This window comes from Achromobacter sp. F4_2707, from assembly GCF_047501535.1.
Lineage (GTDB): Bacteria > Pseudomonadota > Gammaproteobacteria > Burkholderiales > Burkholderiaceae_B > Yanghanlia.
Map to the genome: position 1 here is coordinate 18,512 of NZ_JAZDRJ010000012.1, position 20,978 is coordinate 39,489.

The 20,978-nt window shown below is 59.2% G+C and carries 17 protein-coding genes, 1 tRNA gene and 1 pseudogene; 16 read left to right on the forward strand and 3 right to left on the reverse strand.

All coding sequences use genetic code 11. From position 1 onward, the window contains the following. The first annotated feature begins 19 nt into the window (after nucleotides 1-19). The 7 genes and pseudogenes from tviB (at nucleotide 20) to VRY85_RS12230 (ending at nucleotide 8,605) form a co-directional block, all read left to right on the forward strand. Nucleotides 20-1,294 (forward strand): Vi polysaccharide biosynthesis UDP-N-acetylglucosamine C-6 dehydrogenase TviB, encoded by a 1,275-nt coding sequence (tviB, locus tag VRY85_RS12200; RefSeq protein ID WP_414598875.1) that lies wholly within the window; start codon nucleotides 20-22, stop codon nucleotides 1,292-1,294. A 23-nt stretch (nucleotides 1,295-1,317) separates the two neighbouring features. Further along, nucleotides 1,318-2,355: an SDR family oxidoreductase gene (locus VRY85_RS12205; RefSeq protein WP_414598876.1), complete on the forward strand. Its 1,038-nt coding sequence runs from the start codon at nucleotides 1,318-1,320 to the stop codon at nucleotides 2,353-2,355. 9 nt (nucleotides 2,356-2,364) lie between these two features. Further along, nucleotides 2,365-3,714, forward strand: coding sequence for a murein biosynthesis integral membrane protein MurJ (murJ, locus tag VRY85_RS12210; protein WP_414598877.1), 1,350 nt, complete (start codon nucleotides 2,365-2,367; stop codon nucleotides 3,712-3,714). Between the two features lie 13 nt (nucleotides 3,715-3,727). Continuing rightward, on the forward strand, nucleotides 3,728-4,858 hold the full coding sequence (locus VRY85_RS12215) for a glycosyltransferase family 4 protein (protein ID WP_414598878.1): 1,131 nt from the start codon (nucleotides 3,728-3,730) through the stop codon (nucleotides 4,856-4,858). A gap of 28 nt (nucleotides 4,859-4,886) precedes the next feature. After that, nucleotides 4,887-5,999: a glycosyltransferase family 4 protein gene (locus tag VRY85_RS12220; protein WP_414598879.1), complete on the forward strand. Its 1,113-nt coding sequence runs from the start codon at nucleotides 4,887-4,889 to the stop codon at nucleotides 5,997-5,999. A 35-nt stretch (nucleotides 6,000-6,034) separates the two neighbouring features. Beyond that, a pseudogene (locus VRY85_RS12225) lies at nucleotides 6,035-7,030 on the forward strand (glycosyltransferase family 4 protein); the annotation flags it as partial. Between the two features lie 432 nt (nucleotides 7,031-7,462). Further along, nucleotides 7,463-8,605 carry a glycosyltransferase family 4 protein gene (locus tag VRY85_RS12230; protein ID WP_414598976.1) on the forward strand — a complete coding sequence of 381 codons (1,143 nt, stop codon included), beginning with the start codon at nucleotides 7,463-7,465 and terminating at the stop codon, nucleotides 8,603-8,605. Between the two features lie 72 nt (nucleotides 8,606-8,677). Here VRY85_RS12230 and VRY85_RS12235 read toward each other — a convergent pair whose 3' ends face one another. Continuing rightward, nucleotides 8,678-10,069 (reverse strand): phosphomannomutase/phosphoglucomutase, encoded by a 1,392-nt coding sequence (locus VRY85_RS12235; RefSeq protein WP_414598880.1) that lies wholly within the window; start codon nucleotides 10,067-10,069, stop codon nucleotides 8,678-8,680. A 226-nt stretch (nucleotides 10,070-10,295) separates the two neighbouring features. On the opposite strand from VRY85_RS12235, the gene VRY85_RS12240 reads away from it, so the two are divergent. After that, nucleotides 10,296-11,705: an FAD-binding oxidoreductase gene (locus VRY85_RS12240; protein WP_414598881.1), complete on the forward strand. Its 1,410-nt coding sequence runs from the start codon at nucleotides 10,296-10,298 to the stop codon at nucleotides 11,703-11,705. A 55-nt stretch (nucleotides 11,706-11,760) separates the two neighbouring features. Here the strand turns inward: VRY85_RS12240 and mutM are convergent, their stop codons facing one another. Beyond that, nucleotides 11,761-12,588: a bifunctional DNA-formamidopyrimidine glycosylase/DNA-(apurinic or apyrimidinic site) lyase gene (mutM, locus tag VRY85_RS12245; RefSeq protein WP_414598882.1), complete on the reverse strand. Its 828-nt coding sequence runs from the start codon at nucleotides 12,586-12,588 to the stop codon at nucleotides 11,761-11,763. 85 nt (nucleotides 12,589-12,673) lie between these two features. On the opposite strand from mutM, the gene VRY85_RS12250 reads away from it, so the two are divergent. From VRY85_RS12250 to VRY85_RS12285, 8 genes are all read left to right on the forward strand, one after another. Beyond that, nucleotides 12,674-14,464: a tetratricopeptide repeat protein gene (locus VRY85_RS12250; RefSeq protein WP_414598883.1), complete on the forward strand. Its 1,791-nt coding sequence runs from the start codon at nucleotides 12,674-12,676 to the stop codon at nucleotides 14,462-14,464. Nucleotides 14,465-14,478: 14 nt separating this feature from the next. Continuing rightward, a complete protein-coding gene (locus VRY85_RS12255; RefSeq protein ID WP_414598884.1) occupies nucleotides 14,479-15,159 on the forward strand; it encodes an outer membrane lipoprotein LolB in 681 nt (226 codons plus the stop codon). 8 nt (nucleotides 15,160-15,167) lie between these two features. Next, nucleotides 15,168-16,160: a 4-(cytidine 5'-diphospho)-2-C-methyl-D-erythritol kinase gene (gene ispE / locus VRY85_RS12260; protein ID WP_414598885.1), complete on the forward strand. Its 993-nt coding sequence runs from the start codon at nucleotides 15,168-15,170 to the stop codon at nucleotides 16,158-16,160. A gap of 10 nt (nucleotides 16,161-16,170) precedes the next feature. Beyond that, nucleotides 16,171-16,247 (forward strand) — tRNA-Gln (locus tag VRY85_RS12265). A 108-nt stretch (nucleotides 16,248-16,355) separates the two neighbouring features. Continuing rightward, entirely contained in the window at nucleotides 16,356-17,306 is a 951-nt protein-coding gene (locus tag VRY85_RS12270; RefSeq protein WP_414598886.1) for a ribose-phosphate pyrophosphokinase, read from the forward strand. Between the two features lie 106 nt (nucleotides 17,307-17,412). After that, the gene (locus VRY85_RS12275) at nucleotides 17,413-18,033 is read left to right on the forward strand and encodes a 50S ribosomal protein L25/general stress protein Ctc (RefSeq protein WP_414598887.1); all 621 of its coding nucleotides are present in this window, start codon (nucleotides 17,413-17,415) and stop codon (nucleotides 18,031-18,033) included. A 123-nt stretch (nucleotides 18,034-18,156) separates the two neighbouring features. Next, the gene (pth, locus tag VRY85_RS12280; protein ID WP_414598888.1) at nucleotides 18,157-18,759 is read left to right on the forward strand and encodes an aminoacyl-tRNA hydrolase; all 603 of its coding nucleotides are present in this window, start codon (nucleotides 18,157-18,159) and stop codon (nucleotides 18,757-18,759) included. Further along, nucleotides 18,752-19,510 (forward strand): type II CAAX prenyl endopeptidase Rce1 family protein, encoded by a 759-nt coding sequence (locus VRY85_RS12285; RefSeq protein WP_414598889.1) that lies wholly within the window; start codon nucleotides 18,752-18,754, stop codon nucleotides 19,508-19,510. The genes pth and VRY85_RS12285 overlap by 8 nt, the downstream gene beginning before the upstream one ends. A 7-nt stretch (nucleotides 19,511-19,517) precedes the next feature. Here the strand turns inward: VRY85_RS12285 and VRY85_RS12290 are convergent, their stop codons facing one another. Beyond that, a complete protein-coding gene (locus VRY85_RS12290; protein ID WP_414598890.1) occupies nucleotides 19,518-20,879 on the reverse strand; it encodes an amidase in 1,362 nt (453 codons plus the stop codon). Nucleotides 20,880-20,978: the final 99 nt, after the last annotated feature.

A 20,978-nucleotide genomic window follows, 5' to 3' on the forward strand; every position in this document is an offset into this window, starting at 1 on the left:
ATATAAAGGGAGAAAAACCGTGCGAATCGAAGACGTAAAACTAGCGGTGGTCGGTCTGGGCTACGTTGGGCTCCCGTTGGCTGTGGAATTCGGCAAGAAGAGGCCGGTGCTGGGTTTCGATATCAATAAGCGCCGCATTGAGGCGCTCAAGAACGGGCACGACCACACGCTTGAGGTTGACGATGACGACTTGGCGGCGGCTAAACATCTTCGCTATTCGGCAGACGCAGAGTCTTTGGCCGAAGCAAATGTGTTTATTGTGACGGTGCCCACGCCGATTGATCAGTACAAGCAGCCCGATCTCACGCCGCTGATCCGCGCCAGCGAGACCATCGGGCGGGTGCTCAAGCGCGGCGACATTGTGATTTATGAATCCACTGTGTATCCCGGGGCAACAGAGGAAGTCTGCGTGCCAGTGTTGGAAAGCGTGTCAGGCCTGCGCTTTAACGAGGATTTCTACGCCGGCTACAGCCCGGAACGTATCAACCCGGGAGATAAACAGCATCGGGTGACGAATATCCTCAAAGTCACGTCGGGTTCTACGCCCGAAATTGCAGATCTCATCGATGACATCTACGCTGACATCATCACCGCAGGTACACATAAAGCACCGTCTATCCGTGTTGCTGAAGCGGCCAAGGTGATCGAGAACACGCAACGCGACGTCAATATCGCTCTCATCAACGAACTGGCTCTGATCTTCAATAAACTGGGCATTGACACCCAGGCCGTACTGGAGGCAGCGGGCACGAAGTGGAACTTCCTGCCCTTCCGGCCCGGCTTGGTGGGGGGGCACTGCATTGGCGTGGATCCTTATTACCTGACGCACAAGGCGCAAAGCATCGGCTACCACCCAGAAATCATCCTGGCCGGTCGGCGCCTGAACGACAGCATGGGCGGTTATGTGGTCTCGCAACTGATCAAGGCCATGACCAAGCGGCGTATTCAGGTGCAAGGCTCGCGTGTGTTGGTCATGGGGTTGGCATTCAAGGAAAACTGCCCTGACTTACGCAACACCCGCATTGTCGATATTGTGAAAGAACTGGGCGAATACAACATCGAGGTCGATGTTTACGATCCTTGGGTCGACAAGGAAGAGGCCATGCATGAATATGGCATACAGCCTATTGCCGAACTGCAAGAGGGCGCTTACGACGGCATTGTGCTGGCCGTGGCGCACCAGCAGTTCGTAGAAATGGGTGCCGAAAAAATCCGGGCGCTGGGCAAGCCCGAGCATGTGCTTTACGACCTGAAGTATGTGTTGACGGCCGATGCCGCTGATCTGCGCCTGTAAACCAAAGAAGGAACCGTTTCATCATGACCCCATCTGCAAGCGTCGCGTTTAACGATGTCATGGCGCAACTGCGAGAGCAGCCGCGCCGCTGGCTGGTGACAGGGTGTGCCGGCTTCATCGGCTCCAATTTGCTGGAGGCCTTGCTGGCGGCTGGTCAGGACGTCGTCGGCTTGGACAACTTCGCAACCGGGCACCAGCACAATCTGGATGAAGTAGCGGCGAATGTCGGCGCTCAAGCGTGGGCGCGCTTTCGCTTCATCGAAGGCGATATCCGCGACATGGATACCTGCCGCGCAGCGACCGAAGGCGTGGATCACGTGTTGCATCAGGCGGCGCTGGGTTCCGTGCCGCGCTCGCTGGAAGACCCTGTCACGACTAACGAAGTGAATATCGGCGGCTTCCTCAAGATGCTGGTAGCAGCGCGGGATGCCCGCGTGCGTTCGTTCGTGTACGCCGCTTCAAGCTCGACCTATGGCGACCACCCAGGCCTGCCCAAGGTTGAGGATCGCATCGGCAAGCCGCTGTCTCCTTATGCAGTGACAAAGTACGTTGATGAACTCTACGCCGATGTTTTCACCCGGGCGTATGGCATGCCCAGCGTCGGTCTGCGCTACTTCAATGTGTTCGGCCGCCGCCAGGATCCGGAAGGGGCGTATGCAGCGGTGATTCCGCGTTGGATTGCCGCCATGATTCGCAATCAGGAAGTCATCATCAACGGTGATGGTGAAACCAGCCGCGATTTCTGCTACATCGACAATGTTATCCAGGCCAACTTGCTGGCTGCGCTGGCGGGGCCGGAGGGCATGAATCAGGTCTATAACGTGGCCTATGGCGGGCGCACCACCCTGAACCAGCTGTTCGCGTATCTGTCTCAATTCCTTAACGAATTGGGCATCGTCTACGAACGTTCTCCTCGTCACGGTGATTTTCGTGCCGGCGATGTGCGACATTCCCAAGCTGATATCGGCAAGGCGGAATCGCTGTTGGGTTATGCGCCGCAATACGACGTACAGCAAGGGCTGAAAGAAGCCATGCCCTGGTACGCACAGTTTCTGCGTTGAGCACCGCCATTGAAACACCTTAAAGCTCGTTACGCGGGCCTGCATTCGGATCACCGCCGCATCTTCTCAGGCGCCTTCCGGGTTGCGGTTTTCCTGCTATTGGGCAAGGCCGCCGGCGCTTTCAAAGAAATGGCCGTCGCCTACCGCTACGGTGTTAGCGAAGTCGTAGACGCTTATCAGTTCACCATGACTCTGGCGAATTGGCTGCCGGTTACCCTGGTGGGTGCGCTGTCTGTGGTGCTGATCCCTGTTCTGGTGCGCTCCCGCGATGATGATGCGGCAACGCGCCGGCGCTTTCTGGCTGAGTTGCACGGCTGGGTTGTGCTGTTGGGAGTGGGGCTGGCCGGCCTTATTTACATCGCATGGCCCTGGGTGCTGGAATGGGCCGGAGCCGGGCTGGATGCCGAAACGCGACGCATGAGTTCACAACTGACTCTGGCTTTCGCACCAGCTGCGCTGCTTACCCTGATCTCCGGCCTGAGCGCTGCGCGGTTGCGTGCCCGGGAACGCTACATCAACACCTTGCTGGACAGCGTCCCCGCCGTCGTCATTCTGATATGGGTGCTGCTGGCAGTGACCGCACCGGATGTTGGCCCGCTGCTATGGGGCACGTTGGTTGGCTATGCCATACAGTCGGTCTGGCTTTTGCGGCTGGCCAATCGGGCAGACGGAGGCTGGGGGCGTCTACGGCTGGGTTTCAACGCCCACTATTGGCCTGACTTGGTAAAAGCGGCAGGAGTCATGTTGGTCGGTCAGATTGCCATGAGTTTTGTCGGCCCGATTGACCAATACACTGCTGCCAATTTGGGGGCCAATGCCAACGCCACGCTCGGCTATGCCGCGCGGTTGCTGTCTTTGTTGCTGGGGCTGGGTGCTGCCTCGGTCGGTCGGGCCGCGCTGCCGGTTCTGGCGGATGTCCAGCGTCGCGGCGACGCCTCGCGGGCGCGCCAACTGGCATTGAAATGGTCGGTGCTGATGGCCTTGGCGGGTGCGGTTGTGATGGCGGTTGGCTGGCTGCTTGCACCCTGGATGGTCAGCCTGTTATTTGAGCGAGGGGCATTTTCTGCGCAGGACACCCAGAGGGTGGCAGAAGTGATGCGCTGGGGGCTGCTGCAGCTGCCTTTCTATTTCGGCGTACTGGTGCTGGTGCAACTGCTGGCGAGCCAGAACCGTTATCGCATCATGGCGGCTATCGCCATCGCCAACTTTCTGTTGAAGGCGGCAATGAATTATGTGCTGGCGCCTGTCATGGGGGTCAGCGGCATCATGCTGGCTACCAGCTTGATGTATGCCTTGTCTTATCTCTGTTACGCAGCCGCGGCCTTGCGTCGCCCGGCCATAACAGCCGTCCCGGCATGATTGCTTTGCAGGTATGAAATTGAATTACCCGGTTAAACAAGCTCATTTGATGATTGTGATTCACTCCCTTGCAGGTGGGGGGGCAGAACGCGTAGCGGTAGAAATGTGCGATTACTGGCTGAGTCAAGGTTGTCGCGTCACATTGGTGACGCAAAGCAGCGCTGATACGGATGCTTATCCGGTTCCCGAAGGTGTAGACAGACGGGCCCTGGGGTTGGCGGGAGATAGTTCTGGCTCCGTGGTCGCCCTGTGGGCCAACATGCGTCGAGTGGCGGCGTTGCGCCGTCTGATCGTTAAGTTGAAACCGCAAGTGGTGTTGGGAATGATGACTAGGGGGTCAGTACTTGCCGTGCTGGCCGCGCAGCGCCTGCCTTGCCGGGTGATAGCCAGCGAGCACACGCACCCACCCGTGCAGCGTTTGCCTTCTATCTGGCAGAAGTTGCGCCGCTGGGCCTACCCCCGCGCACACGCCGTCGTGGCACTGACATCCGGCACAGCGGCATGGTTGGAAGAGCATGTGCCCGGCTCCAAAGTCACGGTCATCCCCAATTCGGTGCGCTGGCCTTTGGAAAGCAGCGAACCGGTGGTGGCGCCGCCTGAGCGAGCCGGCCGCTTCCGCCTCCTGGCGGTGGGCCGCTTGCATCGGCTCAAGGGGTTCGATGTTCTACTGCGAGCCTTTTCCCAACTGACTGAATACTTTCCGAACTGGGATCTCGTTATTCTTGGAGAGGGCGCCGAACGTGAAGTCTTGCAACAGCAAATTGAAGAACTTAATCTGGCGGGTCGGGTGAGTATGCCGGGCCGGGTGGGTAATCTGGCAGATTGGTACCGGGAATCGGATCTCTATGTGCTTAGTTCACGGGCGGAGGGGCTGTCTAACACGCTGATTGAAGCCATGGCAAGCGGTTTGCCTGTTGTAGCCTTCGATTGCGACACTGGGCCGCGCGAAATTATCCGCCCCGACATCGATGGCGTCCTGGTCAGGCAAGTGGAAGACGCCGACGCTCTGGCAGCGCATTTGGCTCATCTCATGACCAGGCCGGAAGAGCGCGAAGCCTTGGCCCGGCGGGCAATTGATGTGCGCGATCGTTTCTGCGTTGCGCGCGTGATGACGCTGTGGAACCAGTTGTTCGGGTTTCGTTGATTCGGTTGAAAACCAGAGGGCGGCCGTCATGCACATACTTTTTTTTGTCAGCTCCATGCATGCGGGAGGCGCTGAGCGGGTGGCGGCGACGCTTTGCAAAGGGTGGGTGGAGCAAGGTCATCAGGTGACTCTGGTGCCCACTTACACGGGCAAGGGTACGTTGTTCTACGAGCTTGACCCGCGTGTCCGGCTCGTATGGCTGGCGGATCACCTTGGCCGTGCGCGCCGTACACCGCTGGCGCCTTTGGCAAAATTGCGGGCCTTGCGCAGGTTAGCCAAGGAAGCCCGCCCGGATGTCATTGTGTCGTTTCTGACCAATGTGAATGTTATGACGCTGATGGCGACTTGGGGGCTGGATGTGCCGGTCGTCGTGTGCGAACGTACCAACCCCGCGCTTAGCGTGCGGGCCACACCCGCGCTGCGGCGGCTGCGACGCTGGCTTTACCCCCGTGCCGCCATGGTAACGGTGCAAGCGGATGCCAGCCGGGCGCCGATGCAGCAGCAAGTCCCCGCCATGCGACGCTTGGCAGTGATACCCAACCCCCTACCGCCAGACATACCATCGCCCCGCTCATGGGGGGCAGAAGCGTCCGGGCGACGCCTGCGTCTTGTCGCCATGGGACGTTTCGTGCCATCAAAGCGCTTCGCTGGGCTGATTGCAATATTCGAGCGGCTGGCGGGGCGCTTTCCGGACTGGGAGCTGGTTATCTGGGGTGACGGCCCATTGCGGGCAGAGCTGGCAGCACATGTCGCCCGGGCCGGGCTGGAACAACGTGTGTTGCTGCCAGGGCGCACGTCCACCCCCTGGCAGGAATTGCTGGCTTCCGACCTGTTTGTGCTGACGTCGGAAGTAGAGGGGTTTCCCAATGCTTTACTTGAAGCCATGGCATTGGGTTTGCCTTGCGTAAGCGTCGACTGCCCCAGCGGCCCCAAGGAAATCACTCGCGGCGGGCAGGACGCGCGTCTCGTGCCACTGTACGACGACGCTGCCCTGGAAGCTGCTTTGGCTGACCTGATGAACGACCCTCAAGAAAGAGAGCGCTTGGGGCTGGCCGCCTCACAAAGCGTGCGCCGGCGCTACGGGCTGGAACAGGTGCTTGAGCATTGGGATTCCCTGTTCAAAGAAGTAATGGATACATAAAGGATAGTCGTATATTGGCTGCTGAGAAAACCACCATGCATGTTGTTCATATTATTTCCGGGCTGGGTCAGGGCGGCGCTGAAACCGTGCTGTACCGACTGGTGACTGCTCCGGGCCAGCAGGCGAACCATACTGTCATTTCCCTGGGCGATGAAGGCGTGTTCGGTCAACGCTTGCGCGATCGGGGCATTGAGGTTCACGCGCTCGGGATGAAGGGTTCGCCTCTTGCTGCGCCACAGGCCTTGTGGCGTTTGTTTCGCTTGCTCAAGCAACTGAATCCCGATGTGGTGCAGACATGGATGTACCACGCCGACCTGTTGGGCGGCCTGGTGGCACGTGCAGCGGGTGTACGTGCTTTGGCCTGGGGTATCCGCAATTCAGGTGCGGATCTGAATCACGGCAGCCGCAGCGCCCGTGCCGTGGCCTGGTTGTGCGCCCGCTTGTCACACTGGGTGCCAGGCGTCATTGTTGCCTGCGCGGAAGAAGCGGCAAAACGCCACAAGCAATGGGGCTACGATGCCGACCGCATGCTGGTGATTCCCAATGGTTATGACATGGCGGCCTGGCAGCCCGACGCACAGGCCAGGGCTGAGCTGCGGAAGGAATGGGGCTTGAATGCAACGACCCCTCTCATAGGCAGTGTGGCTCGTTGGAATCCGCTTAAAGACCACGCCAACTTGCTGGAGGCATTTTCTCTCAGCTTGCAACGCCAGCCGGCCTTGCGCTGTGTCTTGGCGGGGCCGGGTATGGAAGTGAGTAACGCAGGGTTAATGGCCCTGTTGCGCCAGCATGGCGTCGAGGACAAGGTGTTGCTGTTAGGCCCCCGCGACGACGTACCGCGCGTTCTCGCTGCGCTGGATATTTACGTGCTGTCCAGTCGCGCAGAAGGTTTTCCCAATGTGGTGGTGGAAGCCATGGCCACCGGCTTGCCGTGCGTGGTGACGGACGTCGGCGACGCCGCGCGCATTGTGGGCAACTGCGGCTGGGTGGTGCCCGCACGCAATGCCGTGGCGCTAGCAGGGGTTATTAACGGGGCGATTGCTCTGTGGGCTTCAAGCGAAGGGAGCGTTGAATATCAGTCGCGTTCCCGTCAGGGGCGGCAGCGGGTTGAACAGGCTTTTGGTCTGGAAGTCATGCGCAAGCGTTACCAGGCCGTGTGGTCAAGATTGGCGACGGATTATCCGTCGCGTGGCCATCGCCGTCATGGCTCAGCGGCACCGCAAGGACGCAGGGCGGCGGCGCCTCAGGCCGACGGCGTGACAACCGCCCGACCGCGTTCGGAAGGCTATATTCCCGCATCGGCCATGGGGGGTGAACCTCTGGAAGCGTCAGCAGGCCGGGCGGCAGAGGGCTCAGGCTTGTCTCCCGGCTCAACGCGGACTTCTTCGCAGATGCCAGGGCACAGCAGCGCTTACGCCGGATCACAGCAAGCGCAGGCAACTTCCGTTCCTCCCGTTTCGCGTCTGCTTTTTTTGGTGAACAACCCGGCGTTTTTCCTATCCCACCGTTTGCCTATCGCGCAAGCGGCGCGGGACGCGGGTTACGAGGTTCACGTGGCCACCATGGATGGCCCGTCTGTGCCGCTGATTCTGGAACAGGGTTTTATCCATCATGTGGTGCCCATGTCGCGCAGTGGTAGCAAGCCCTTGGAAGAGCTAGGCAGTTTGGTGGCTTTCTGGCGTTTGTTCCGCCGCCTCAGGCCCGACTTGATTCACGCGGTGACGATCAAGCCTGTGCTGTATGGCGGCATTGCCGCGCGTCTGGCGGGAGTACCGGCTTATGTAGCAGCCGTGTCGGGGCTGGGCTTTATCTTCACGAGGCGGGAGGGAGGCTTCGACCCCTTGCGGCTGGCTGCAACCTTGCTTTACAAGCTGGCGCTTGGCCATCGCAACAGCCGGGTGATCTTCCAGAATGTCAGTGACCGCCAAGAGTTGCGGAATGCCGGGGCGGTGCAGCCCGGCCAAGCCGTCATTGTTAGAGGCTCAGGCGTGGATCTGGCGGTGTATGCACCAAAGCGGGAACCCGAAGGCGCGCCCATTGCCATCATGGCGGCTCGTTTATTGACGGATAAAGGTGTGCGCGAATTTGTGGAAGCCGCCCGTATTACCGCAGGGCATGCAAGTGGACTGCGCTGGGTACTGGTGGGGGCGCCCGACTTAGGCAATCCGGCCAGCATCACGGAGGCTGAGTTCCAGCAATGGCAAGAAGAAGGGGCCGTGATCTGCATGGGCGAACGCGACGACATCGCCGAGCTTTACCAGAACGCGCATATTGTGGTGCTGCCTTCCTACCGTGAGGGTTTGCCGCGCTCCCTGGTGGAAGCCGCCGCCTGCGGTCGGGCTGTGGTGACCACCGATGTGCCGGGCTGCCGTGACGCTATTCAGCCCGATGTCACAGGCCTGCTGGTGCCGGTGCGCGATGCGCGGGCCCTGGCTGATGCCGTGGTGCAGCTGGCCGTTGATGCGCCGCGCCGCCAAGCCATGGGCGCCGCCGGTCGCAAATTAGCTGAAGACGCGTTCGATATTGAAAGGGTGGTGGAAGCGCATTTGCGGATTTATGCGCAATTGCTGGATGATGCACCCCATGCAGAGTCTATAACGGGCTGAGCCGCTAAGGTCCGCTGAATGGCAGGACAGCCGTTCAGCGGCTTCAATGCTGGTGGAGCCGCTCGTTCGAGCTCAGAACGGCAGTGTGATATCCGGCTTCAGCGCTGTCAGCGCTTGGCGGAATTCGTTCTTGATACGCTCCAGCGCGGCGTCGGTTTCCGCTTCAAAGCGCAGCACAACAACCGGTGTGGTGTTGGAGGGCCGCGCCAGACCAAAGCCGTCGGCGTATTCGGCGCGTACACCGTCGATGGTGATGAGCTCTGACGCGCTGGGGAAACGGCCTTGTTTTTGCAGGGTGGCGATCAGGGCGTGCGGCTCACCTTCCTGCATTTCGATTTTGAGTTCAGGCGTGGAAATATCCTGCGGCAGCGCTTCCAGCACTGCGCCCGGGTCGTCATGCGCCGACAGAATCTCCAGCAGGCGCGCACCGGTATAAAGGCCGTCGTCAAACCCGAACCAGCGTTCCTTGAAAAAGATGTGGCCGCTCATCTCTCCCGCCAGCGGTGCGCCGGTTTCGGCCAGTTGGGCTTTGATCAGCGAATGCCCCGTCTGCCCCATAAGAGGCTTGCCGCCGGCGGCTTTTACCGCCCGGGCCACGTGGCGGCTGCATTTGACGTCGAAAATGATGGTGGCGCCCGGCTGGCGAGCCAGCACGTCTTGCGCATACAGAATCAACTGGCGATCCGGCCAGATGATTTCGCCGGACTTGGTTACAACGCCTACGCGGTCGGCATCGCCGTCGAAGGCCAGGCCCAGCTCGCAATCAGTGGATTGCACGTGGCGGATGAGGTCCTGCAGGTTGGCCGGGTCGGCCGGGTCCGGGTGGTGGTTGGGGAAATGGCCATCCACATCGCAATACAAAGTATCGACCTTGCAGCCGATTGCGGTGAATAGTTGTTCGGCCAGCACGCCACCCACCCCATTGCCGCAGTCCACCGCGATATGCATGGGCCGCTTCAGTTTGAGATCGCCCACAATGCGTTCGATGTACTCGGGTTTGACATCCTTTGCGTGGCGCACACCCGGCGTAGCGGCAGCAGGTGCAGTCTCCTGGAGTTGCTGCATGAGTGCCTGCAAAGCCTGGATATCCTGCCCATACAGGGTGCGGCCTGCCAGCATCATTTTGAAGCCGTTGTAATCAGGCGGGTTGTGGCTGCCGGTAATCGCCACGCCGGAGCCGCTGCCGTAGACATGAGCGGCGAAGTACACCAGCGGCGTAGGCACCATGCCGATATCCATCGTGTCAACGCCTTCTGAGTTGGCGCCCTCGTGCAATGCATCAGCAAGGTCGGGACTGCTCAGCCGACCGTCATAGCCAATTACGAGGTGGCTCACGCCCTGTTCGCGGGCTTGGATGGCCAGGGCGCGACCGAGCAGGCGAGCAAAGTCGGGGTTGAGTTGTGCAGGCACTATGCCGCGAATATCGTAGGCTTTGAAAGCGGCGGAAGGCAAAGAAGATGTCACGATAGGAATCCTGTTCAATCGGGGCGTTAATGCGGCATGTAGCGTAGGTCTGCGCAGCGCGAGGCGCGCAGGCGGCGCGGCCATAATATCGTGATGGTGAAAACGATACCAGTGTCTGCTGGGCGGAAGCGCTTGTCAGAACACGGGTGGCGCTTGAGCATCGGCCCTGAGGCAAGGGCTAGAATCATGGAAGCTGAACCCTTTTCACTATAAGCAGGAAACCTATATGAATCGCCTTGAAGAGTTGGCCCGGTTGCTGGGTGCGCAACATGTGTTGACCGGAGATGATGCAGCACCTTATTTGGTTGACTGGCGAGGGCGCTACAGTGGCAATGCCTTTGGCGTGGTCAAACCAGGCTCAACCCAAGAGCTTGCTGCAGTAGTGAAATGGTGTGTGGCAAACCAGGTTCCCATGGTGCCGCAGGGTGGCAATACCGGCTTGTGCGGCGGTGCGACGCCAGACACTTCCGGTGAGGCTTTGCTCGTTTCCATGGCTCGCATGAATGCAGTGCGTCAGATTGATACCGACAACGACACCATGGTGGTGGAGGCGGGCTGCATTTTGCAGCAAGTGCAGCAAGCGGCGCAGGATGCCGGTCGCCTGTTTCCCTTAAGCCTGGCAGCCGAAGGCAGCTGCACGATTGGCGGCAACCTGGCTACCAATGCGGGCGGCACCCAAGTCTTACGTTATGGCAATGCCCGCGATCTCGTACTGGGCCTGGAAGTGGTGACGGCGGATGGCGAAATCTGGGATGGTTTGCGCGGCTTGCGCAAGGACAACACGGGCTACGACCTGCGTAATTTGTACATTGGTAGCGAGGGGACGCTGGGTTTTATTACCGCAGCCAGTCTCAAGCTTTACCCCTTGCCCGTAGCGCAATGTACGGCGCTGCTGGCGTTGGAATCTATACACAATGCCGTGGCTGTGTTGTCCGTGGCCCGTAAGGGCTTTGCTGCGGCGCTTACAGGTTTTGAACTAATCGCCGCCAACTGCCTGCAGGGCGTAGTGCGTTGCTTCCCGGAGCAGCGTCTGCCGTTTGAGGGAGCCTCCGCTGGCGCGCCATGGTTTGCCTTGCTTGAGCTTTCTGATAGCGAAAGCGAAGCGCATGCTCGGGAACGATTTGAAGCTGTGGTGGGCGATTGCCTGGAACAGGGTTTGATTATCGACGCCGTTATTGCCGAGAACGTGGCACAAAGTCAGGCGTTGTGGCATCTGCGTGAAAGCATTCCCTTGGCGGAAAAAGCATTCGGCAAGAGTGTGAAGCACGATGTTTCGGTGCCTGTCTCAAACATAGCGGAGTTTGTGGAAACCACTAATGCCATTCTTCAGGTTAACTTCCCAGGCGTAGAACATGTCATCTTTGGCCATCTCGGCGATGGCAATCTGCATTACAACGTGGCGCCCGGCACTGCATTTACGGAAGAAGCACTGTTGGAGCGACAGAGCGATATCCATGCGTTGGTGCACGATCGTGTGCACGCGTATCATGGGTCGATCAGTGCTGAGCACGGGGTCGGTCAACTTAAGCGTGATTATTTGCCTCGCTACAAAAGCGATGTCGAAATGAGCTTGATGCGGCGCATTAAGGCGGCACTCGACCCTGCCGGCCTTATGAACCCAGGCAAGCTGCTTTAACGCGAACCTACGACCATCGCTTGCGTCGTGTCTGCGCGGCGTAAAGCCGAGAGCCTTACCGGCGCTGACAGCGCGGGCAAAAATACGTGGCGCGCTGCCCTTGCACGATGCGCTTTATGGGCGTGGAACATTGCCCGCATGGCTGGCCGCCTTTTTCGTATACCGCTGCGTGCAGGGTGAAGTATGCGCCAGGCTCTCCTGTTGCGTTCACGTAGTCGCGCAATGTGCTGCCGCCCGAATCAAGTGCTTGGCTCAAGGTTTCCTTGATCGCCTCGGCCAACATCGCGCAGCGTTTACGCGACAACTTTCCTGCAGGCAGGCGCGGGTTGATGCCGGCCTTGAACAAGGCTTCCGAGGCATAAATATTGCCTACTCCCACCACAGCATTACCAGCCAGTAAAGCCTGTTTGACAGCCAGTTGGCGACCCGCAAAGGCTTGCGACAGTACATTGCCGTCGAAAGCGGGGTCTAAAGGTTCGACGCCCAGCTTAGCCAACAATGGGTGGGATATGACCGGGCCGTCCTCAGCGGGATGCCAGAGGATGGCGCCAAAGCGGCGTGGGTCGTGCAGTAGAAAACGAGCGTCGGAAAACAGCCATTCAGCATGATCATGTTTGCGGCGGGGTTCGTCCAGCGGCACCCGGCGCAGCGAACCCGACATGCCCAGATGAATGAGCTGGGTGCCGTGGTCAAAATGGATCAGCAAGTACTTGCCGCGCCGCCCGCAGCTGCGAATCACCCGCCCGCTGATTGTCGCGGGCAAGTCGGCAGGTACCGGCCAGCGCATGCGACTATCGTGAATGGTGAACGATTCGAGCTTGCGGTCTGTCATAATAGGCGCAATGCCTCGACGCGTGGTTTCAACTTCGGGCAGTTCAGGCATGATGGAGCACTTAGATGTTTACAATGACCATGCGATTTTGCCATTCGAGGGCCACGTCCAGATGCAAAAGCCTGGGGCGTATTTGATGAAACAGATTTTTATCGTGTTGTTCGCAGCGGTGGTTGGCATGTCTGCGCAGCCAGCATGGTCGCAAGCAAGGGCCCAGCTCCTGATAGGAGATGCTCCCGAACTCGACTCTAACGAGCAGATTCAGTTGCGTCCAGGCGAGCTGCCAAGTGTCAGGCTTACGGCCGATATTCTCTATCGTATCTTGGTGGCGGAGTTTTCCGCGCAGCGGGCCTCGTTCGGCCAGGCCTCTGAGCTGATGTATGGCCTAGCTCGCGAGACCTCCGACCCCCGCATGGCTAAACGAGCATTTCAGTTCGCCATGGCCGCGCGCGATCTCCCCGCCGCATTGCGTGCGGCAAAACAGTGGGTGTTGGTTTCACCGAACGACCCTGATGCCGTCGCGTCTTCGCTGGCACTGTCTGCTTCGAGCGGGCAGACTATCGGGCTGGCAGGCAATCTGCGTCAACGTATTGAGGACGCTGACAACAAAGAGCGCGCCGTTGCGGAAGCTGCCTCCATCATTTCCAAAATGAATGACAAGCGGGTGGCCTACGATGTGCTTCAACAGGCCTTGCCCGAATCTGTGTTGCATATCCCTCTGGCGCAACTTGCCCTGGCTGATGCCGCCTGGGATGCCGAGGAGTTCTCGCAGGCCCTGGAGGCCGCCAAGGCGGCGCTCGAGCTAGCGCCTGATTCGGAAATGGCGGCCCAGCGCGTGCTGGAATATGGTCTAAAAGTTGATCCGCGTGCGGCTATACGCGAAACCCAGGTGTACGTTGAACAACACCCCGACATGCGGCGTTTGCGCCTGCTGTTAATCAACCGTCTGGTGCTGCGCCATGAGTTTGACGATGCCCTGGATCAGGTTCGGGCTATGCGCAGTCGCGCCCCGGAGGACTTCGATCTGCTTTACACCGAGGCCGAGGTGAATATCCGGGCAACGCGCTATGAAGATGCCAAAGCGCTGCTGAATGAATACATTGCGGTGCAGGAACAACGCGCCAGTGCGCTGCCAGACAAAGCCACCACCGCCAGTGGTGACGAATCCGACGCGCGACTGTTGTTGGTGCAAATTGCTGAAAAACAGGGCGATATGGCCGAGGCGATCCGCCAGTTGGATCTCATCGACGAGCCATCTGTTTACTTTCAGGCGCAGATACACAAGGCGGTGCTGGTTTCCCGCCAGGGCGATATCGAAGGTGCGCGGCGCGTCTTGCAGGGCCTGGAGCCACAAGATGATAACGAACGCAGCGTGCAGGCGCTGACTCTGGCCTCCATCTACCGCGACTCCGGCCGCAGCACGCAAGCCATTGAGCTGTTGGAGCAAGCCGACGCCGATTTGCCCGACACGCCTGAAATCAAATACGACCTGGCCATGTTGTACGAACGCCAGGGGCGGTATGACGACTTCGAGCGGCTGATGCGGCGCATCATCGAGCTGACCCCGCATAACGCCAATGCATACAACTCTCTGGGCTATACCTTTGTCGACCGCAACGTCAATCTCGACGAAGCAGAAGAGCTGTTGGAGCAGGCGCTGGAGCTGGAGCCGGACAATCCTTACATTCTCGATAGCGTGGGCTGGCTGTTGTATCGCACTGGCGACTACGAAGGCGCGGTGGAATACCTGCGCCGCTCATGGCACCAACTGCCTTCTGGCGAAGTCGCTGCGCATCTGGGCGAAGTCCTGTGGGTGTTGCAACGCAAGGACGAGGCCCGCGATGTCTGGAAAGAAGGGTTGGAACAAGAGCCAGATAATGAAGTGCTGCAAGACACCCTCAAGCGTTTCGGCGTTCAACTCGATTAATTCATCTGTACCGTATGGCCATTTTTTCAACGCCTGTTTTGAGTGGGGCCGGTGTCCATCCGGGCCGACGTCGTGTGTTAGGTCTGATTACGGCCGGTGTGGTCGGGGTTGTGCTGGTGGGTTGCGCCGGGCCTGCCCGCATTCCCGGGGATGGCCAGGCGTTTGAGCGTACCGGGCGTTTCGCCGTCAATGTTACAGAACCAGGAGTCGCTCCCGAGGCCGTTCAAGGCGGTTTTGCCTGGCGTGATGGTGGTCGAGTCCTACGGCTTGATCTCACCAACCCACTGGGCAGCACGCTGGCGCGCATTACCGTCCAGCCGTCCGGCGCCGTTCTGGAACACTCTGACGGCAGTATTGAAACAGCCGCCGATGCAGATGCCTTGCTGTCGCAAGTCGTAGGCGTTGCCATGCCTGTAGCTAATTTGCGGCACTGGCTGCAAGGGCGTACTGGTGCGGGGAAGGTTGAGGCGCTGCAGCAAGATTCGCAAGGCCGGCCCGAGTCATTCACCCAAGAAGGCTGGCGGCTGCGGCTGTCACGCTACGACGCTCTGGGCCCCGGTTTGCTGCGGCTCGACCGTCGCGATGGCGGCCGACAGATTTCCGTGCGTCTGGCGATAGACCACGAGCCTGCACCTAAGCTTGGCGCAGAAACTTCGGCCGATACGCCCGGAGCTCTTCCTCAACAGGCTGACTGAGGCGCTACATGGCTTTATACGATGTGCCGGCGCCCGCCAAATTGAATCTATTCCTGCATGTCACAGGGCGACGTTCCGATGGCTATCATGAATTGCAAACGGTGTTTCGCTTCATTGATCTTTGCGACACGCTGGATTTTGATTTGCGCCGTGATGGTGAAATAAGACGGGAAGGCGAATCTCTGCCGGGCTTGTTACCTGAACAGGATCTCGTGATCCGAGCGGCGCGTGCTTTACAGCAGGCAACAGGCACTAAGCTGGGCGCACAGGTGCGTTACACCAAACGGATTCCTTCCGGCGCGGGGTTGGGAGGGGGCTCCAGCGATGCGGCCACAACACTGATTGCCCTGAACCGACTTTGGAAGACCGGCCTGGATCGTGAGGCTTTGCTTCAGTTGGCGCGCCCTCTGGGCGCGGATGTGCCGGTTTTCGTGTTCGGCCGGGCCGCTTTTGCAGAAGGTACAGGCGATATTCTTACGGAAGTGGCGGTGCCCGAGCGCGCATACTTGATCGTGCAGCCAGAAGGCGCAGTGCCGACTGCGCGGGTTTTTTCCTCGCCCGATTTGACAAGAGATACAGAGCCTGTAATAATTTCGTTCTTTGCTGATTGGCAAACAAATCAAACGCAAGAAAAACACCAGGGTTCGGGTGGCTTACTGGAAAGCGAGCTTTCAGGAAACCTGTTTTTTGGGCGAAACGATTTGCAGCCGGTCGTTCTTAAGCAATATGAAGCCATTCGGCAGTTGGCCGAAGCCTTGCAAAAACAAGGGTTTCATGCAAGAATGACGGGTTCGGGAAGTTGTTTTTTTGTTGAGTTTAATACGCAAGAACAAGCCTTCCGAGCACAGCAAAAAATTTCCAGTATAATGCTGGGCGGTAAAAGCGAAATGCAAGCAAGTGGTCAGTACGACGCTTCTGCAATTCACCAAAGCCCGCGAGCGGTTGTGAAAGATTCCTGGGTTTGCTCAGGGTTGTCCGATCATCCACTCAGATACTGGTAGTCACGAATATTGGGGAATAGCCAAGCTGGTTAAGGCACCGGATTTTGATTCCGGCATGCGAAGGTTCGAATCCTTCTTCCCCAGCCACTTTTTCAGCCCTTAGGCTGTCGAAGCGCACAAGCTGTTGAGTCGGCCCCACTGGGGAGCTGGTCAACAGCTTTGTCGTTTGGGCCAACGCGAAACGCAGCTTCCATCATGGCACAAGAAAAGTTCATGATCTTTACCGGCACAGCCAATACCAGGCTGGCCGTAGATGTAGCCAATCACCTCGATATGTCGCTAGGCAAAATGTCTGTCGGGCGATTCTCGGACGGCGAGGTCATGGTGGAAATCAACGAGAACGTACGAGGTAAAGACGTTTTCGTGCTCCAACCGACCTGCGCTCCCACCAACGATAACCTGATGGAAATCATGGTGATGGTGGATGCCCTGCGCCGTGCGTCGGCCGGTCGCATCACTGCAGCCATTCCCTATTTTGGTTATGCCCGGCAAGACCGCCGGCCACGTTCCGCACGCGTTGCGATTTCGGCCAAGGTCGTTGCCAACATGTTGCAGGTGGTAGGCGTAGAGCGCGTCATGACCATGGACCTGCACGCCGACCAGATCCAAGGTTTCTTCGATATTCCCGTCGATAACATCTACGCAGGCCCGATTCTGCTGGGTGATATCTGGCGCCGTAATTACAAAGATCTCGTCGTGGTGTCGCCTGACATCGGCGGCGTGGTTCGAGCCCGTGCCCTGGCCAAGCAGTTGGAGGCCGACCTGGCTATTATCGACAAACGTCGTCCGCGCGCCAATGTGTCGGAAGTGATGAATATCATCGGCGAAGTCGACGGCCGCAACTGCATCATCATGGATGACATGGTCGATACCGCCGGCACCTTGTGCAAGGCCGCCGAGGCGCTCAAGGAACAAGGCGCAGGCAGCGTGTATGCCTATTGCACTCACCCCGTGTTGTCAGGCGGAGCGGTGCAGCGTATTGCAGAATCTTCTTTAGACGAGCTGGTGGTTACCGACACCATCCCTCTGTCTGAGGAAGCACGCGACTGCCCGAAGATTCGTCAGCTCTCCTGTGCACCGCTGCTGGGGGAAACCATATTGCGTATTTCTAACGCCGAATCCGTCAGCTCGCTGTTTGCTGACTAAATCAGTTTTTAACCTGCAGACTGCTGGTCGCGGCAGCCTGCAGGGTGCGGTTTCTGCCGCATTCAACCATGGGCAACCAGCCCATAACCATGTTTTGGAGCATTCCATGAAATTCAACGCCACTTCGCGCAGCAATAAGGGTACGAGTGCGAGCCGCCGCCTGCGCCGCGAAGGCCGTGTGCCCGCCATCGTCTATGGCGGCACAGCCGAGCCGCTGAACATCGAGCTGGACCACAACGAGGTCTACCACTCCGTGCGCAAGGAAGAGTATCACTCCTCCATTCTCAACCTCATCGTCGACGGCAAATCCGCTGGTGCGGTTCTGCTGCGTGCCGTGCAATGGCACCCATACAAGCAGCAAGTACTACACGTTGACTTCCAGCGCGTGGCCAAGAACGAGCCCATCACCACCAAGGTGCCGCTGAACTTCATCAACGCCGATATCTCGCCTGCTGTGAAGCTGGCTTCGGCTGTGATCACTCACCCCGTCACCGATATCGAGATCACTTGCTTGCCGGCTGATCTGCCGCAGAATATTGAAGTCGATCTGTCTGAGCTGGAAGGCGGCGCTGTCCTGCACATCGCGGACGTCAAACTGCCCGAAGGTGTGACCCTGGTTACGCAAAGCGATCTGGTTATCGCCAATGCCCAGGTTCGCGGTGGCGGTGCAGCGGCTGAGGAAGATGAAGCGCAAGAAGAGGGTGGCGAAGCCTCTTCTGAGGAGTAAGCCCTCAAGCCATCAGGGGGCCGGGCATCGGAGTGATTCCAAGCCTGGCCTATACTGTCGGCACTCTTGCTACCCTTGCCGGGCGGAAGCTGGGCAAGGGTTTTTTTCATTCTGAAATCGTTCATGAGCGCTGCAACTTCTATTCGTCTTATTGTAGGGCTGGGTAACCCCGGGCCTCAGTACGAAGCCACCCGCCACAACGCGGGGTTTTGGCTTGCCGACCACCTGGCCGATGACCTTGGCGCATCTTTCACCCTGGAAAAAAACTTCTCAGCCTGGGTGGCCAAGGGGCGTCACCGGGGGGAAGCCGTCATCATTGCCAAGCCCACCACCTTCATGAATCGTTCCGGCCAGGCGGCGGGGGCCTTGATGCGCTTTTACAAGCTGGTGCCCGAACAGGTGCTGGTTCTGCATGATGAGCTGGATCTTTTGCCTGGTCAGGTCAAGCTTAAACAGGGCGGCGGCCACGCAGGGCATAACGGCCTGCGCGATATCCAAGCCGTCTTCTCCAGCCCTGCTTTTTGGCGCTTGCGTTTGGGAATCGGGCATCCGCGCAGCTTCGGTCTGGCTCAACAGGTTGCGGCCTTCGTGCTGAATCCGCCGCGGCGTGAAGAGCTGACCGGCATAGAAGACAGCATTAACCGTTGCCGAGTGGTGCTGCCATTGCTGCTGGACGGCGAGTTCCAACAAGCCATGAGCTGTTTGCACGAGGGTAATCGTGGCTGACAGGCCTACGTTCCGCGCCGAGCTTGGGGATTTCTTTGGCTTTATTCGCTCGCCGGCTCTTGGCCCGCGTCTGGCAGGCCATGCCACCGGGGATGGTTTCTGGCGCGATTGGTTTCCGGCCTTAAGCATTAAGCGGCTGCTGCAATGGGCACTGCTCATGTGGGCGATCAACCTGCTGTTTTTAGGCCCCATTGCAGTCATGGCGGCCGGTATGGGCGGCGCCACCCACCGCCTGAATATCGATGCCATTCCATGGCTTACCGCTTTGCTGTGGGCGCCTGTGGCCGAAGAGCTGGTATTCCGCTATAGCTTGCGGCGGCTTAAGCATATATGGGTGCTGCTGCCCTTGGCTCTGGCGGCCATGCTCAATGGCCCGGGGTGGGCGGGGGGCTTGTTCCTGGCCGTATTTCTATTCCTTTGCTGGGGGGCTTATTACTCCGCTTGGCCCCCAGCGCGCCGCCCCTTGCCTTGGCCCTGGCGGCGCACTTATCGCTACCATTTCCCCTGGGTGTTCCACCTCGCTGCACTGATGTTTTCAGGCGTGCACTTGTATAACTTCAACCTGGGGCAGACGCCTTTGTGGCTGCTGCCCCTGTTGGTGCTGCCGCAGTGGGTAACCGGCATGGTGTTGGGGTGGCTGCGAGTCAGGCAGGGGATAGGCGCCTCCATCCTATTACATGCCATCTTTAATGGCGGGCCTTTACTGCTGGTTTGGCTGGCGCTGCAAGCAGCGCCGGAAATGGCGCTTTAGCGTTCTTTCAGGTGGCGAGAGCCGTTTCTATGCTGCGGCCAACTGTCAGCAGGCGATCATCGCTGTAGGCAGGCGCCGCCACCATCAGCCCCACGGGTGCTTCATTTGTCTTGTGGCAAGGCAGGCTGAGCGCGCAGCCGTCCAGGAAGTTGATAAGGGTGGGGTTACGCAGAATCAGGCCGTTGGCCGCGAAATAGGCATCTTCTGATGCCTGCAGTGACTCAATGGTTGGCGCCACAATGGGTACGGTGGGCAACAGCAGGGCGTCATAGTTTTGCAGGCGGGCTTCGACCGCCGCTATCCAGCGGTGGCGCTTGGCATGCAGCTCGATATAGTCGGCACAGTCAATATCTTTGCCACGCAGAATGCGGGAGGCCACAAGGGGGTCGTACTCAGCCTTCCGAAGTTTGAGCTCGTGGCGGTGTACCGCATAGGCTTCGGCACACACCAAGCCGCCTTTGCTATTGATATCGGCCAGCTCCAGAAACTCCGGGATCTCAATTTCGTCGATCTGCGCGCCGTGTTCACGTAATGTGTCGAGCGTGCGCTGAAAAGTGGTTAGCACATGCGCATCGGCGCCATCCAGCACCAGGGTTTTAGTGGTGGCCAGTCGCAAGCTTTGCAAGGGCAGTGCTTCGGGCAGGGGGCGATCTTCTCCCGAGAGAATTGCATCGATAACGGCACAGCACTCGACCGATGCGGCGAGCGGGCCGGAGGAATCCAGGCTGCTGGCCAGGGGAAAGGCGCCTTCAGCAGGTATGCGCGCCGCTGTTGGCTTGAAACCTGTCAGCCCACAAAAAGCAGATGGGATGCGAATCGAGCCCCCTGTGTCCGTGCCCAGAGCGGCCACCGCCATGCCGTCGGCCACAGATACCCCGGCTCCCGATGACGAGCCGCCTGGGATCCGGCGGTTGGCACGGTCCCAAGGGCTGGTGGGCGTACCGTAATGCGGGTTCAGCCCCAAGCCCGAGAACGCGAATTCCGTCATGTTGGTGTGGCCAATGAGAACAGCGCCGGCTAGAACCAGGCGCTCTACCGCAGCAGCATGCCGTTCGGCGGGAGGCGCGTTGCGGCGCAGGGCCGAACCGGCTTTGGTGACCTTGCCCGCCACATCGAATAAGTCCTTGATGGAAACCGGCAAACCTTCTAGTGCAGAACGGCACAACCCCGCCGCGCGCAGCGTGTCGGAGGCGTGGGCGGCGGCTCGAGCCTGATCCGCCCACACAGCGGTGAAGGTGCGCTCGCCTTCACCCGCAGGGTCTTCGATACGGGCCAGTGCCTGTTCAACCAGCTCCACCGAAGTGGTTTCACCGGCATCCAGCCGGCGCTGGAGTTCGAGAATTGTGGGCAGGGAGTTGGCAGCAGGCATAGTGTGACTTCCTTGATACTGATGAGTGGGTTGATAGGGCTGAGAGCCCTGCTGTGTCGGCGTTCTTTTGTGCTTGTGGCACCTCTGTGGAGCCCGCCC